Source organism: Burkholderia sp. MSMB0856 (assembly GCF_001524645.2).
Taxonomy (GTDB): domain Bacteria; phylum Pseudomonadota; class Gammaproteobacteria; order Burkholderiales; family Burkholderiaceae; genus Burkholderia; species Burkholderia diffusa.
In genome coordinates, this window is the sequence record NZ_CP013426.1 from 90,266 (window position 1) to 105,634 (window position 15,369).

A 15,369-nucleotide genomic window follows, 5' to 3' on the forward strand; every position below is an offset into this window, starting at 1 on the left:
TAGAATTTAAAAATTCTTCGGCAGCGATGTGCAACTAGAATCAGCATCTGTGACGGGGCTCTCGCCACGATCACAATTCACTCCGCCGAAGCGGCCTTTTTCCCGACCACAGGAATATAATGTGTCGGTCGTGCACAGACGGTTTGCCCCTACGCTTCAAACCGTCTCGAGCACGGGCCAACCTTCTAACTCGGAGTCCCTTTGTAGTGGTCAACTAATCCCGGACACTGCGTTAAGTTTTTCTTCCGCAACCGCCGGAGCCAGTCCGTCATTGAACTGATGCGGCCGTATCCAGTTGTACCGGTGCATCAGGTAGTGGCTGATGTCCCGGTGTGCCTCCTGCGCCGACATGTAGCCCACTGACGGTAGCCATTCGGTCTTGAAGCTGCGGAACAGCCTCTCCATCGGGGAGTTATCCCAACAATTTCCTCGACGGCTCATGCTCTGCTGTATCCGATAGCGCCAGAGGCGCTGACGGAATTTCCGGCTTGCATATTGGCCGCCTTGATCCGAGTGAAACAGCAAGCCTTGCGGTCGGCCACGTTGCTCATAGGCCATCTCCAACGCCTGCACGACCAGATCGGCATCAGGGCGTGTCGAGAACGCCCAGCCAACAACCCGACGCGTGAACAGGTCGAGTACTACGGCCAGATAATGCCAACGTCCCTGCGCCCAGACATACGTGATGTCACCACACCACACCTGATTCGGCCTACCAACCTCGAATTCGCGATTGAGATGGTTCGGGATATCGATCCGCTCGACCGTGGCCTGCTTGTAGGCATGGCGGCCCGGCTGCTTGCAGATCAACCCGAGTTCTTCCATCAAGCGGCTGACCTTGAAGCGGCCAATCGCCGTACCTTCCTCGCGCATCATGCCCATGATGCTGCGACTGCCAGCAGAGCTTCGACTCTCGATGAACAGCTCGTGTACCCGGCTACGCAGTGCCATGCGCTCGGCATCAACGCGTCGGGCTCGCCCTCGGTGGGCATACAGGCAAGACCGCGACACGTCGAATACCGCGCAGATCAGCTCGACCGATTCGCTTGCGCCAATCTGATCAATTACTTCGTACGTTCGATGCCTTCCGACATCAAGAGCGCGGTAGCCTTTTTTAAAATGGCCTTCTCACGCTCGAGGCGTTCGATACGCGCCTCGAGTTCCTGAATACGCTGTTGATCCGGCGTGATTGCCTTGCCCTGCGGCGTGACGCCCTGGCGTTCCATCTGAAGTTGCTTCACCCAGCGGCGCAGCACCGTCTCGCCGACGCCGACCGAGCGGCTTGCTTCCATATGACTATAACCCTGGTCGAGCACCAGACAGGCGGCTTGCTGTTTGAACTCCGGGGAAAACGTACGTCGTTGCTTGCTCATCAGACACCTCTTCATGGCGAACATTCTCGCCTAAATCAGTGTCCGGATTCATTAGACCACTACACTTCACATACATGGCTACCTATCTCGAACTGAAAGCTCAGGCGGAAGCACTGGCGCAGCAAGCGGAAGAAGCGCGGATTGCCGAGCTGGAAAGCATCATCGCGACGATCCGTGACCAGATCGCCGAATATGACATCACGCCTGAGCAACTTTTCGGACGTCGTCGCGCTCCTGCGTCGGGCACGCGGGCCCCGGTCGCCCCGAAATATCGCGACCCGAAAACGGGCTCAACCTGGAGCGGGCGTGGCAAGGCACCTCACTGGATAGCAAACGCCAAGAACCGCGACCGGTTTTTGATTGAACAGTGAGCGGCGTTTATGGTTGAGCTCGATGCCGTCAACGCTACATGACGGACATTACCGGGCGATATGCCGCGAACGGACGGCCTTGGCTACCAAGGCGATGGGACACGGCGAGGTATTTGCACAAGCTGAGATGCTAGTCAAGGACGGATGGGCTACCTTCACCCGTGACGGCGTCGAAGTGTGGAACTGCAGCGCGCGGTACGCCGCCGCGCACTTTGATGTCAAGCCTGGCTAGGGAATCCGTAGATGAGCGAGCTTGTGCAAATTGCGCCTGGCGTTGTGTTCTCATCCGATGTGCTTGGCGCCGGATGGGCGCGTAAGCATGGATCGGGCGACGGGGAGTCACAGCCTGCGAATCGAAAACGCCTAGCGGTGACGGAAAGCGATCAAGAAACTCACACAATTGAACCGGCTCAGTTGTCGTTGCTGTAGAGAACCGTGGATGACAGACGCCTTGCAACTGTCGGCCTTCGCGTTACCGCCGACGTTCCCTCCAGAGTTGGTTCCCGACGCTTGCACCCGTTTCGTACGTGAGTGCGTACCGGGCCTGACCAAACGTCAATTGCTGGCGCGGACACGCGCAAGAGGTTGGGCGCCGGCGTGGCAACCGCTGACGCATCTCGTACGGGAGGGGTTCGAAGCGTTTGCCCTTGACTTAATCGTTGATGGGACGCACGTTCCCGTGATCGCCTGGATGCAACGTGTCGGGAAGGGTGTCGACCGCGTCGCAGTATCCACTCGAGATCCGCGGCAGTTGCCCCTGTTTTAATAGTGGCGCAGCTCGGTCCGGCGCGCGCACGCCCAACTTAAGGCACGCGTATCTAAATGCAGGTGCTCGATATTCGGACCCGACTCCAGAATAGGCACGATGCTCCCGCCGGTCACCCGATCTGACCGCTTGTTATGCGTCGTTCAACCAGGGCATTTCCACAAGTGACACGACCAGTTCGCTGAATTCGCGTTTCAGAACGAAGATGGACCCGATCAGGGTCATCCAGTCGGCGTAAGGAATCGGAAAGTCTGCGGATTCGACCCTATAGGGCTTGACCAACAGTCGCTCTTGTTCGGCAAGGCATTGCCTCATTCTGGTTGCTGCCGGGATAATGCCTACTGTCTTTTTGACTACGAATTGCGAACGAAAGGCCGGATGACAAATTTCCTTACCCCACAGGGTGACGAAGACTATCGCCGCTGGCTCACGGAGCTCAAGCAGCGGGTCGAGCTTGCCCGTGCACGCGCCGCGGCAAGTGTGAATCGGGAGTTGGTGACACTGTACTGGCAGATCGGTAGCGACATTCTCGAACGCCAGGAGCGACAAGGGTGGGGGGCAAAAGTCATCGATCGGCTGGCGCAGGATCTGAAGGCTGCATTTCCCGACATGCGGGGATTCTCGCCGCGCAACCTGAAATACATGCGGGCTCTGGCGCAAGCATGGCCATCATCGGAATTTGTGCAGCAGCCTGCTGCACAATTGCCGTGGTTTCATCTCTGTACCTTGCTCGACAAAGCGAAGGACCCGGCGGTCCGCGACTGGTACGCTGGCAAGGCGCTTGAGCACGGCTGGTCCCGCAACGTTCTCGCGATGCAAATTGACACGCAAGCACATGCGCGGACGGGTGCGGCCGTAACCAATTTCGACGCACGCTTGCCGCCGCATCAATCCGATCTGGCGCGCGAAGTGCTCAAAGATCCGTACATCTTCGACTTCCTCGGATTATCCGAAGATGCTCAGGAACGCGATATCGAGCAGGGTCTGACGCGGCACATTACCCGCTTTCTTCTTGAGCTTGGCGCCGGCTTTGCGTTTGTCGGCAGACAGTATCGACTCGAGGTCGGCGGCGATGAATTCTTTATCGATCTGCTGTTTTACCACCTGAAACTTCGCAGTTATGTGGTGGTGGAGCTGAAGGCGACACCGTTCCGGCCCGAATATGCCGGGCAACTGAACTTTTATCTGTCCGCAGTCGACTCGGAACTGAAGTCGCCTGATGATCATCCGACCATTGGGCTGCTTCTGTGCCGGGAAAAGAACCGTTTGGTTGCCGAGTATGCGCTGCGTGGCATGGCAAATCCGATGGGCGTCGCAGAATACCAGCTCCTCCGGGACGTCCCCGCGTCGCTTGAAGCAGGACTGCCGTCCATTGACCAGATCGAAGCAGAATTGGGCTCCGATTTGTCTGGTTCAGACTGAGGCGGGTTGATCTACTGTAGTGACGGCTCTCAAAATCTTCGAGGTGTCGGGTACCGACACTATGTCAAAGCCATTCTCAAATTTCCGCCTCTCGGCTAAGTTGAAATCTATGGCCAGCCCGAATTTTGCAACCCCTGGTTCTGACGTTTTTGGCTTGCGCAAATCTATCCGGAATCTGAGGTTACGCCTCGTTCCACGATGAAAACCGCACCGGTCGATCCTCAAAATGTCGGCAGCTGCTGGGAGCTGTACAACTTGTCAGGTTCTTCGTCCGGTCGCTGTGCCGTTGGATCATCAGAGTTCCAGCAGTCGCAAAACCTGGTGGGACAAAATTTCAAGCACGACACCCGAGCGATGGATCGTACGCGGCGTGCTTGGTCAGTACAGCCCAAGCGATTCGAGCGAGCTTGTTGGCGACCGCGCACGCCACCACGTTCGAATGGCGTCGTGTGAGCATCGATCGAATCCACTCGCCAAGCCCATCGGTTCGCAGCGCCACTCGCTGGATGACGGCTCGCGCACATTGGACCAACAGGTGACGCAGATGCTTGTCACCTCGCTTGCTGATTCCATACAAAACGTTGCGGCCTCCGGTGCTGTGTTGCTTGGGAACTAGGCCGATCGACGCAGCAAAGTTGCGCTCGCCTTCATACTGACTAACGTTCCCGATTTCGGACGCGAGAAGACTTGCCGTGACGACACCGATCCCGGGAATCGACAGTAGCCGGGCCGCATTTTCGTCCTCGCGTAACTGCAACGTCAGATCCTTGTCGATGTCATGGACCTGCTGATCCAGATATCGGTAGTGTTCGTGCAATCGGTGCAGTGAACGGTCCCGGTTTTCAGTGCCAAAGGCAATGTTAGTCTTCGGCGTTCTGTTGGTCCGTCAGTTGGGCCTGCAGGCCCAACTGACGGACGTATTCGGCAGGCGGCACTTCACCGAGAGCCCTGTGAGGCCGACTCTCGTTGTATTCGACCCGCCATCGCTCAATCTGCTCCCTGGCGTCGGCCAGCGATGTGAACCAGTGCACGTTCAGGCATTCATCGCGAAGCGTGCCGTTGAACGACTCCACGAATGCGTTATCCGTTGGCTTGCCGGGCCGGCTGAAGGCAATCTCGACCTTGTGATGGTAAGCCCACAGGTCCATCACCTGACTCGTAAATTCCGAGCCGTTGTCACAAAACAGCGTGCGGGGCGCTCCGCGTTTGCTCCTCAATTCATCCAGTGCACGCACGACATCTGAAGCGCTCAGTCGCTGGCCAACATCGATGGCTAGTGCTTCGCGCGTAAAGACGTCGATGATGGTTAGCGCGCGGAACCTCTGGCCGTTCGAAAGCTGGTCGGCGACGAAGTCCAAACTCCACGCCTGATTTGCCGCCGTCGACTTTGCACGTGCCGGGCGGCTCATCTGTGCACGTCGCTTGCGATTTGGTCTGTAGCGCAGCGACAGCCCTTCCTCACGATACAAACGGTACAGCCGATTCTTGCTGACCTGATAGCCCTCCCGTAGCAGCAGCACGCGTATCTTGCGGTAACCATAGCGCACCCGCGTCGCCGCGATTTCACACATGCGCTGCCGCAATGCAGTCTGCGGGTCGCGGTGGCTGCGATACTGGTACACCGAGCGCGATATGGCCACCAGGCGGCAGGCACGCCGCTCTGCTACTCCATAGGCGGACTTTAGATAATCCACGACATGGCGCCTCGGCGATGAATTCACCACTTTTTTTTCAATACGTCGGTCAGCATCGCCTTGTCCAACGTCAGCTCCGCGACCACCTTCTTCAGTTGGACGTTCTCGTCTTGAAGCTGCTTGAGCTGCCGCACCTGGTCCGTCTGCAAACCGGCATATACCTTCTTCCAGCGATAGAAGGTTTGCTCCGAAATGCCCACGTGACGAATCAGTTCCGCTACCGGCATGCCTGCTTCGGCCTGTTTCAACACCGCCACAATCTGCTCCACACTGAAGCGCTTGCGTTTCATCGTACGGCTCCTTTCATACTGAAAAAGTCCGCCGAAAACTCGCTTACATCATGGCACTGTTTGCTGGGGGCCGCTCAAAAGGGACTTTGCTAGAAGCCCATCGGCCCTATTGAAGGGGGCAGATCAGAATGGGCAATCGTGCCGTCGTGACAAAAAAGTTATCTCGTGATCATGCCGCTTGGCGATGTCTGCAAACAGCCACGCGCGACACCGAGTGGCCGTTGTGGAGTCGAGCGAAAGGCGCTTCGCGACCCACTTAAGACCTCGGTCCTAGATTTAGCCAATGACCGATCAGATGCCGATACCCGACCTTGGGCCGATTGAGAGCAACTGCCGAAGCGATAAGGTTTCAGACGTCCCGCGGACGTCGCTTTGAACGTACCCGCATAGCAAGATTCGCACTGTCAACGCGATAGTCGGAATGCGAAAATGGCTCCGCCTCATCGGACTGGCTTCGGCGCCGCCGTGATGTGCCTGGCGATGTCACATGTGATGTGCGGCACCGTTTTTAGGCTTTATCTGCTTTTGCGCGGTCCGGCTTCAATTGCGTAGCGATGAAAGTCCGCAAAATTTCGTCGAGCATTTTCATTAATGCGGCCCCCCCCTTCGGGGAAAGGGTTGGTAGTTGCTGACAGAACAGCATGTTGCTGAGTGCATCCGCTTTTTTGACCAACGCCGCGCCGGCTTTGGTCACAAAAAGCTGGGTGGAGCGTGCATCGGCTTCGTCGATGCGGCGCTCCAGATAGCCGAGCCTGCAAAGGCGCGATACGAGCTTCGACATCATCGCCTTTTCGGAAAAGGTCCAGCGCGCCACCACCGATACCGGTTGGCCAGGAAACTGAAATGCAATGCGAAGGATCCGCAGTTCTTTCATGCTGAGACCGAGTTGTTCCTTGAATACCGGGTCGTTCGCGTTCGTGACCAGTTCGCCGAGCGCGATGAAACGGTAAGAAAGATGAAACGGCTCCGACAGACCGTCGAGTATCTGATCCAGAAATACTGCTTCACTTTTTTTGAGTTTTGCCATCGCGTGACAGACCGGTTGTAGAGAGTCGCGCTCAGGCGCGCCGTTTATCTGTTTGCTGCTATTGACTGCTCACGCTGCGCCCGGCCGGTGCGCCCGACCACCGCTGCGAGACTGCCCAGGGAACCTAGGATGGCCAGCAGCACGTACCAGCCCGGCGCCATATCGGACTTTGTCGTGTGGATCAGCAGCGTGAGAATCGCGGGTGCGAAGCCACCGAACAGCGTGACCGAAAGATTGTAACCGACCGATATTCCGAAAGTGCGCTCATGGGTCGGAAAGATTTCGGCCATCAGCGCGGCCAGCGGTCCGGTGTAGAACGAGAGCAGCAATCCCACCGCGAGCTGGCAAGCTATCAGAGTCGCCAAGGCCGGATGCGCGAGCAGGACGCCGAACGCCGGCATGATCGCGAGCGCCGCCGCAATCAGTCCGAACGCCATGATGCGCGCGCGCCCAAACCGGTCCGAGAGCGCGCCCGCGAACGGACTCGCGACGAACGACACGAGGCCCATTGCCGCCGCCGACGCAAACGCGGTAGCCGGCGGCAAATGCAGTTGCCGGATCGCGAATGTCGGCAGATACAGTACGAGTACATACGAGGACACGGTGCCGCTCATCACGAGGCCGACGCAGGCGAGGATCGCGGCGCTGCGCGCGCACAGCCCGGTCCGTCGCGGCCGTCTCGAAGCATTGGCGCCGCCCGGCGCGCTCTGCGTCGCGGCGAACTCGTCGGTCTCGTGCATCGAGCGGCGCATCAGCAAACCTACCGGACCGATCGCGAGGCCGAGAATGAACGGGATGCGCCACGCCCACGCGACGATCGTGTCGATCGGCAACGTCGCGAACATCAGCCACGTGACGCCGGCTGCTAGGATCGACGCGACACCTTGGCTCGCGAACTGCCAGCTGCCGTAGAAGCCGCGTCGCGCGGGATCCTGTTCGGCGAGAAACGCGGTCGCGCTGCCAAATTCGCCGCCCGCAGCGAAACCCTGAATGATCCGTGCGGCAACGATCAGCACCGGCGCCGCGACCCCGATGGTTTGATAGGAAGGTGTCAGCGCGATGATCAGCGTACCGACCAGCATCATCGCGACGGTCAGTGTCAGCGCGGGCTTGCGGCCATTGCGATCGCCGTAGCGGCCGATCAGCACCGCGCCGACCGGCCGCACGAGGAACGGCACGCCAAAGCTGGCGGTCGCGAGCAGGATCGACGAGAACTCGTCAGCGGCCGGGAAGAACACCTTCGCGATCACGGTGGCGAGAAAACCGTAGACGATGAAGTCGAACCATTCGAGCGCATTGCCGAACGAAGCGATCGCGATATTGCGCGCCACCTGGTTGAGCGGGCGCGGGTGGTGCAGGGAATCAGACGCCATCGTTGACGGTCTCCGTATCGTGGGTTGTCGCAGCCAGCCGTTGCTCGACCATTCGCACGAATAGCGCAATGCCGATCGGCAGGATCTCGTCATTGAAGTCGAACTCTGGGTGATGACACATGACACCATCCTGTCCCAGCAGCAGATAAGCGCCTGGCCGATGCTGCAGCATCACCGCGAAATCCTCGGAGGCCATGATGGCCGGAAATTCGCTCAGCACATTGGCCGGCGCGACGATCTCGCGCGCGACGCGCGCCGCGAACTCGGCTTGCTCCGGATGGTTGATCGTCGGCGGGCAGCCGATCGGGAACGTCACCTCAATGCGCGTCCCCGTTGCGCGGCCAATGCCCTCGCACAACTCGACGAGACGCGTCTTCAGAAAGGCCCGCGTCTTCTCGCTGTGCGAGCGCAACGTGCCGGACGCCGACGCGGTGTCGGGCAACACGTTCGGCGCTTCTCCAGCCCACACGGTGCCGAAGCTCAGCACCGCGACATCCGTCGGATCGACGCCCCGGCTGATGATGGTTTGCGCCGACACCAGCAACTGACCCAGCGCGGCGATCGTGTCGCGCGCCTCGTGCGGCCGCGCGCCATGTCCGCCGACGCCGGTCACCGTGATCTCGAACAGGTCGCCGGCCGACAGCATCACGCCCGGCTTGACCGCGATTTGGCCAGCCTGCAGATGCGGTGCGTTATGCACCGCGTAGATCTCGCTGCACGGAAAGCGCTCGAACAGGCCGTCGTCGATCATCGCCTTGGCGCCCGCGATCGCTTCTTCCGCCGGCTGGAACACGAACACGACGGTACCGGAAAAATGCCGCGTACGCGCCAGATGTTCGGCGGCGCCGATCAGCATCGTCGTGTGGCCGTCGTGGCCACAGCCGTGAAATACGCCCGGCCGGCGCGATGCGTACGCGAGTCCGGTGGCTTCTACCATGCGCAGTGCGTCCATGTCGGCGCGCAGACCGATGCATTTGCCGTTATCGGGCAACGCGCCGCGCAAGACGCCGACCACGCCGGTTCCGCCGATGCCTTCGAAGGTATCGATGCCCGCCGCGCGCAGCCGCTGGGCGACGAGTGCCGACGTGCGAGTCTCTTCGAACGACGCCTCCGGGTTCGCGTGAATATCCCGACGCAGCGACCGCAAGCCGGGGAGCGTCGACTCCAGTTCCCTAACCAGTTTCATGCTTCCGCTCTCCGTTAGAACTTGGTGCGCATACCGATCCGTACGGCCGTCTGCGAGTTGTTGCCCGACGGTGACTGCGCAGCGAGAATGCCGGCGACGTCGGGGCCGGACGCGCGAATCGTGTTGAGCGTCAGGTAGACATCGGTACGTTTGGAGAGGAAGTAATCGACGCCGGTGATCAGTTGGCCCCAGTGATTTGGCGCCATCGACGAATACGTGTAGGCCGCGCCGACGGTCAGCGCGGGCGTGATCCAGTAGTTCGCGCCACCTTCATAGACTCGCAGTACCGGCGACGCCGCAGGGCTCGCGAACTGGGTCCATGTATAGAGCGCGTGCAGCGCCGCGGCGCCAATCGTGTAGCTGGCGCCGACGCCGAAGTTGGTGGTCCTGTCGAGCGCGAGGACGGTCTTCGGCTGCACTGCGACACCCGCGAACCGGCTCAGGCCTAGATAGCTGTAGACCGGCAGTTGCGTGTTTTGCGCGTTGGTGTACGCGGCGCCGACGTTGAACGGCCCAAAAGCATAACTGAGCCCGGCGCTCCACGCACTGTTCTGCTTGAAATTGCCCGCGACGCCGCCGAACGAGTACAGCGCGCCGAAATTCAGGCCGCCGATCTTCGGCGACGCGTATTTGACGGCGTTATTGAAACGCTCGCCCGCGATCCGGTCCTGGTCGCCGAGATGCCATGCGTACAACCCGCCGACATAGGCAGCAGCAGCCGACAGGGCGAGTTCTTCGGCCATGAAGTCGTACTGGCGGCCGAAGGTCAACGTGCCGTACCTGGCATTCGTCAGTCCGACATACGCCTGGCGACCGAACAGCAGTCCGCCCTGCGCCGCCGCGCCGTTGTTCAACGAAAAGCCATTCTCAAGCGTGAAGATCGCCTTGGTGCCACCGCCCAGATCTTCCAAACCTTGAAAACCGAACCGGTTAGACTGCTGGATGCCGCTGTCGAAGACCCATGCGCGCGAGCCACCGACGTTGCTGAGCATCGTGACACCCGCATCGAGCAACCCGTAGATGGTGACGCTGCTTTGCGCGTGAGCGGACGGGACAGCCAGCGCAGCGGCAACGGCGCCGGCAACAACAAGACGTTTCATGAGATGCGGGTCTCCTGGTTTGAATGACGAAGTCTTCTTGCAAACTCGTCACGAAGCTTAGAGACGGCCATATTGGCTGTAAAGTAAACTATTTAATTATCGCCATATGTTTACCCTAAGGAGGCGATCATGTGTAGTTGGTCGATGTCTCGTATGAACGATGCCAGCACGGGATGACCGCCACCCATCGATTTCCAGCCATTCTGTAGGAGTTCACAATCAATGCTAGCCGTGCCCAAAGGAGCGCTAGCAATGTTCACTAAGGGCAAGCAGGACAACTGCCAGATGGCGGTGAGCCTGTCGGTGGCGACGGCAGAGGCAAGCTTGCCGGTGTCGTATCGGCTGTATCTGCCGCATGAATGGAGCGACGATCCCGAGCGACGACAGAAAGCCGGCGTGCCCGAGCAAATTGAGTTTGCAACCAAACCGGAGATTGCGGCCGGACAGTTGCGCGAAGCTCGGCAAAGCGGCGCGCCCGACGGTGTCGTTCTGACCGATGCTAGGTATGGAGACGACACCTCGTTTCGCGAGGCCGTCAGCGAGCTCGGATTGCAGTATGCAGTAGGCATTCGCTCGAACACACGCGTATGGGCGCCGGGTACGGCTCCTCTGCCGCCCATGCCCTCCGCGGGGAAGTCGGGCCGGCCACGCAGCTTATTATGGCGCGCGCCTGGGCATGAGCCGATCGGCGTCAAAGATCTGGCCTTGATGCTCGATGCCTCGCACTATCGCACGGTGATATGGCGTGAAGGTACGTGTACCGCACTCAGTTCGCGCTTTGTCGCCGTGCGTGTGCGTGCTTCACACCGCGATTACTGGCGTTCCACACTGCGCGATGAGGAATGGCTGCTGATCGAATGGCCCGAAGGTGATCCGGAGCCGCTCAAATATTGGCTTTCGACACTGCCCCTAGACACGACACTCGAACGTCTGGTTCACGTCGCCAAGATGCGCTGGCGTATCGAGCGGGACTATCAGGATCTCAAGCAGGAATTCGGCCTGGGACACTTCGAAGGACGTGGCTGGCGTGGATTCCACCACCATGCATCATTGTGCATTGCTGCCTATGGGTTTCTTGTTGCTCAACGCCTTATACAAGGCGGCAGAAAAAAACTCCGCGATCCGCAATCCATTTGCCTTACCCTCGGATTACGTGCCACGCGGGTCCCCAGCACGCGCAGCGCCACGTGGCTGATTCCATCACCACGCTGCGCTGACGTATCGCTGCCTACATCGCGCGCCGGCTCCAGCGATGTCCGTTTTGTTCAGCTTCCAATGCTGATTTATTGTATGCGGTCTTTTAACGACGCCCATCAGAGGTTGGGAGTGGCAGGCATGCTCCATGGCATGAGGGCGGCATAGTCGTCGGCGGTTGCGGCGAGCGGCAACCTGGTGAACAGCCAGACCAGATAGCGATACGGCTCGACGCCGTTCGCCTTGCACGTCTCGACGAGGGAGTACAGGTTGGCGCTGGCCTGCGCGCCAGCGACAGTATCGGAGAACAGCCAGCCCTTGCGGCCGACGACGAACGGCCGGATCGCGTTCTCGCACAGGTTGTTCGAGATCGGCCAGTTGCCGTTACCGACGTATCGGACCAGCTTGGGCCACTGTCCGCTCATGTACTGCAATGCCTTGCCGAGCAGACTCGACGGCACGACGCCCGGCAGATGCTCAACCAGCATGCGCTCGATGATGGCGAGCACGCGGGCGCTGTACCGAGCGCGCAGTCGTTGCCGACGTTCAGACTTCCACTTCGCGCTGCGCACCTCGGCCGCGAACAGCTTGCCGATCAGCACGACGAAGCGCGTGGCCAGCAGATCCGGCGAGCGTGCCGCCTTCGGCACCGACTCCTCGGCCTTGATGAAGCTGCGGCGCACGTGTGCCCAGCATCCGAGATGCACGAGCTGGTGATCGTGGGCGATTCCGTTGTAGAGCTCGTACCCGTCAGTCATCAGCACGGTGCCAGGCTGCACGCCAGCATAGAGCTTCTGCGCATGCTGGGCGCCGCGCCCCGGCGAGTACGAGAACATCCGTACTGGTGGCCCCGAGCCGTTGACCTGCGCCCACAGGTAACTCTTCGCCTGCGGCCTTCGTCCCGGTTCCTTCAGCACCTGGAACGTTGTCTCGTCGCCGTAGATCAGGTCCGACTCGAGCAGCGCGTCGCGCATCAGGTTGATCACCGGCTGCGTGGCCAGTCCCACCCGCACCACGCTGGCGGCCAGCGTGTTGGACGAGATGTCGCCGCCGAAGCGACGCAGCAGCGTGGCTTGGCGATACAGTGGCATACCGTACTGGTACTTGCCAGTGATGATCCACGCCAGCGCGGATTCCGTGAGCAACCCGCGCGGGATGATACGCGCTGGCGCCGGCGTGACCTTGATGCCGAGATCACAGCACGGGCACGCGTACTTGACGCGCTGGTGCTGAACGACGCGGACCTGCTCGGGAATCACGTCAAGCTGTTCGCTCGTCTCGACGCCGATCTCGACGAGAGCCTGGCCATCATGCGCGCAGAATCGTTCAGACTCGGGTAGTTCGTGCCGCACGACCTCGCGCGGCAAGTTCGGATCGAGTGGTTTGCGTCCGCGCTTGCCTCGCGTGTGGGCGGCGACAGACGTGCCGGGCGCGTCCTCGCGCGCGGGCGCATCGGTAGTGGTGGCCAATGCTTCAGCTTCGTTGAACAGGCCGAGTTGGTCGGCATGGCGCGCCTCGCTAGAGGCACCGAACAGTTCGTGCTTGTAGGCCCGCAGCTTCTCTTCGGCCAGATCGCGCTGGGCCGTCACGAGTCGAAGCTCACCGCGCAGCGCGTCGCGTTCGGCGCTCGCGGCAATCAGCGCTTCGTATTCCTCCGCGCTCAACATGACGGGGCTATTCGGCATGGCCGATTAGACCATGCCATCTGCGTAGTGTTCAGCTCATCCGCGCGTAATATCGCTGGGGATGCTTCTGGATCACGGCCAGGTCGATGCCGTCGAGCAGCCAGTGCAACTGCTCAGTGCTGAGCGTGATCGTGTCGCCGCCGTTCGGCCAGACGAAGCGGTCGGCTTCGAGTCGCTTGAGCAGCAACCAGAAGCCGTTGCCGCCCCAGCCGAGGATCTTGACTCGATCACGACGGCGGTTGCCGAAGACGAACAGCGCCGAGGTCATTGAGTTCAGGCGCATCGCCTGTTCGACCAGGATCGACAGCCCGTTGATGCCCATGCGGAAGTCGACGGGATCGCGATGCAGGTAGACCTTCAGCCCTTCGTCGAACCGGAACACGGCAGCCTCCCGAGCATCTGGATCACCGTGGCCAGCTCATCGACACTCGCCTCGCCGAGATCGAATTCGACACCATTGGACAAGCGCACATGTAACGAGAGCGCCATCAACGACGGGGCTGGTGGCAATACTGGGGAAGCGGCAGGCACAGTCGACGCAGTCGTGACGACAGGAACGAATGCTCGCGCTTCACTCATTGGAACCCGATGTGCAGTGCCCGGAATGTCGATCGATACGCCGTCGATCACCAGCGGGTCCGGCCTCGTCGGGGTTTGCAGCGTATGCTGCTGATGGCGCGAGATCCAGCGACGCAACTGGTTCGGATTAACGTCATGGTCCATGGCCGCCCGGGCGATCGATACCCCCGGCCTCAGGCAAAACTCGACCAGCTCCCGCACGGCATCTTCATCAAATTCCCGCCGGCCATCCCGTCTGCGGCCAACCACCAGTCTGCTTCGAAGGTCCTGTTTCTCTGTCATCACGGTCTGAGTGCATGTGTCCACGCGGACACTTAGCATCTGACCTTCTGCCTACCATTGGTAGGGCGTCGTTTATTGACGGCTTACGATTTATTGACACAGTAAGACTAATGGTTGGGATATATATGTCCTCTACGCAGCCGGTGTTCCCGCGACATAGCCCAGTCTGGTGCTGATGGCTTGTGCCTCGCGGCACACGGCCGCGGCGACCGGCCCGTCGATCGCCGAATCGAATCCTCCTGTTGCGCCCAGCGCCGTCAGCGTTCCGCACAGCCGGCCATTGAAGTCAAACAGGGGCGCAGCGACCGCGCTGATTCCTTTAAGGTTGGTGTCTTTCACCGTTGCGCACTGCGAGGCCTGAACCTCCGCTCTGAGTCGCCCGATAGGGTCGTTGGCGTCGAGCTGGCCCCGTAGGTCGTCTGGAGCCTGCGCCAGTTCGGCTTCCGCTATTGCACGGACGTGGGACTCATCCAGCAGCCCCAGAAAGACCCGACCAGTTGCGGACCACAGCATCGACATGACCGACCCCACTCGGACGTTGACAGTTACCGGCAGACCAGGCTCTTCGAAACGCACGATCGTCGGCCCCCGGTTGCCCATCACCGCGACGAAAGAGGTGACCTCAAGACTTTCCCTAAGCCTCACCAGGGACGGCTCGGCCACCCGTATTGGGTCGACCAGCCGCATTGCGGCGAGTCCGATCGTGAGGCATTCCGTTCCCAATACGTACAGCTGCGTGAGCGGCTCCTGTGCGACCAGAGATTCCTCCATCAGGCTGACTAGATAGCGATGCACCTTCGCCGGACTTTCCTCCACGGAGGCTGCAAGCGCTGTCAGCGACGCCCGGCCTCCTAGAGTGGCCAAGCCTTTCAACAAGACCACAGCGGTCTCCGCGGATTGAACGCGCTGACGGCGTTCGCGTTTCGGCGCGTCCGCAGTGGTCGCAACGGCTGAAGTGATAGCTGAGTTCTTTTTCATGGCTGCATTTTAGCGGGGCGCGTGTTCTCACCAAGTTATCTCGTAAACC

Annotated in this window: 13 protein-coding genes and 2 pseudogenes; 3 read left to right on the top strand and 12 right to left on the bottom strand. The window is 60.3% G+C overall.

Features of this window, described 5'->3' with window-relative positions:
* Positions 1–210: 210 nt before the first annotated feature.
* Positions 211–1,373 (bottom strand): IS3 family transposase gene (locus WS87_RS00325; protein ID WP_107937997.1). Its coding sequence is split into 2 segments (ribosomal slippage): positions 211–1,118 and positions 1,118–1,373, totalling 1,164 coding nucleotides; the frame shifts between segments, so codons are not numbered across the junction.
* 74 nt (positions 1,374–1,447) lie between these two features.
* On the opposite strand from WS87_RS00325, the gene WS87_RS00330 reads away from it, so the two are divergent.
* Positions 1,448–1,744, top strand: coding sequence for an H-NS histone family protein (locus WS87_RS00330; RefSeq protein ID WP_107937998.1), 297 nt, complete (start codon positions 1,448–1,450; stop codon positions 1,742–1,744).
* An 898-nt stretch (positions 1,745–2,642) separates the two neighbouring features.
* On the opposite strand, the pseudogene WS87_RS34550 reads toward WS87_RS00330, so the two are convergent.
* Positions 2,643–2,759, bottom strand: a pseudogene (locus WS87_RS34550) (helicase); the annotation flags it as partial.
* Between the two features lie 129 nt (positions 2,760–2,888).
* Between WS87_RS34550 and WS87_RS00355 the strand changes: the two are divergent.
* A complete protein-coding gene (locus WS87_RS00355) occupies positions 2,889–3,932 on the top strand; it encodes a PDDEXK nuclease domain-containing protein (protein WP_107938002.1) in 1,044 nt (347 codons plus the stop codon).
* A gap of 334 nt (positions 3,933–4,266) precedes the next feature.
* On the opposite strand, the gene WS87_RS00360 is transcribed toward WS87_RS00355, so the two are convergent.
* The 6 genes from WS87_RS00360 to WS87_RS00385 form a co-directional block, all read right to left on the bottom strand.
* Positions 4,267–4,791: an IS110 family transposase gene (locus tag WS87_RS00360; protein WP_107938003.1), complete on the bottom strand. Its 525-nt coding sequence runs from the start codon at positions 4,789–4,791 to the stop codon at positions 4,267–4,269.
* Between the two features lies 1 nt (position 4,792).
* Positions 4,793–5,916 (bottom strand): IS3-like element ISBvi7 family transposase gene (locus WS87_RS00365; RefSeq protein ID WP_107938004.1). Its coding sequence is split into 2 segments (ribosomal slippage): positions 4,793–5,655 and positions 5,655–5,916, totalling 1,125 coding nucleotides; the frame shifts between segments, so codons are not numbered across the junction.
* Positions 5,917–6,424: 508 nt separating this feature from the next.
* On the bottom strand, positions 6,425–6,943 hold the full coding sequence (locus WS87_RS00370) for a MarR family winged helix-turn-helix transcriptional regulator (RefSeq protein ID WP_107938005.1): 519 nt from the start codon (positions 6,941–6,943) through the stop codon (positions 6,425–6,427).
* Between the two features lie 44 nt (positions 6,944–6,987).
* Positions 6,988–8,316 carry an MFS transporter gene (locus WS87_RS00375; RefSeq protein WP_236873165.1) on the bottom strand — a complete coding sequence of 443 codons (1,329 nt, stop codon included), beginning with the start codon at positions 8,314–8,316 and terminating at the stop codon, positions 6,988–6,990.
* Positions 8,306–9,502, bottom strand: a complete 1,197-nt coding sequence (locus WS87_RS00380) for an amidohydrolase (RefSeq protein WP_107938006.1) — start codon at positions 9,500–9,502, stop codon at positions 8,306–8,308. The genes WS87_RS00375 and WS87_RS00380 overlap by 11 nt, the downstream gene beginning before the upstream one ends.
* A gap of 14 nt (positions 9,503–9,516) precedes the next feature.
* Positions 9,517–10,602, bottom strand: a complete 1,086-nt coding sequence (locus tag WS87_RS00385) for a porin (protein WP_107938007.1) — start codon at positions 10,600–10,602, stop codon at positions 9,517–9,519.
* A gap of 264 nt (positions 10,603–10,866) precedes the next feature.
* Between WS87_RS00385 and WS87_RS00390 the strand changes: the two are divergent.
* Positions 10,867–11,797: pseudogene (locus WS87_RS00390) on the top strand (IS701 family transposase); the annotation flags it as partial.
* A 118-nt stretch (positions 11,798–11,915) separates the two neighbouring features.
* On the opposite strand, the gene tnpC reads toward WS87_RS00390, so the two are convergent.
* The 4 genes from tnpC to WS87_RS00410 form a co-directional block, all read right to left on the bottom strand.
* Positions 11,916–13,481, bottom strand: a complete 1,566-nt coding sequence (gene tnpC, locus WS87_RS00395) for an IS66 family transposase (protein WP_059820731.1) — start codon at positions 13,479–13,481, stop codon at positions 11,916–11,918.
* A gap of 31 nt (positions 13,482–13,512) precedes the next feature.
* Positions 13,513–13,863, bottom strand: coding sequence for an IS66 family insertion sequence element accessory protein TnpB (gene tnpB, locus WS87_RS00400; RefSeq protein WP_059531434.1), 351 nt, complete (start codon positions 13,861–13,863; stop codon positions 13,513–13,515).
* Positions 13,839–14,381, bottom strand: coding sequence for a transposase (locus tag WS87_RS00405; protein WP_059531437.1), 543 nt, complete (start codon positions 14,379–14,381; stop codon positions 13,839–13,841). Before WS87_RS00405 ends, tnpB begins: the two co-directional genes overlap by 25 nt.
* A gap of 93 nt (positions 14,382–14,474) precedes the next feature.
* Positions 14,475–15,320 (bottom strand): IclR family transcriptional regulator, encoded by an 846-nt coding sequence (locus tag WS87_RS00410; RefSeq protein ID WP_107938008.1) that lies wholly within the window; start codon positions 15,318–15,320, stop codon positions 14,475–14,477.
* Between the last annotated feature and the right edge of the window lie 49 nt (positions 15,321–15,369).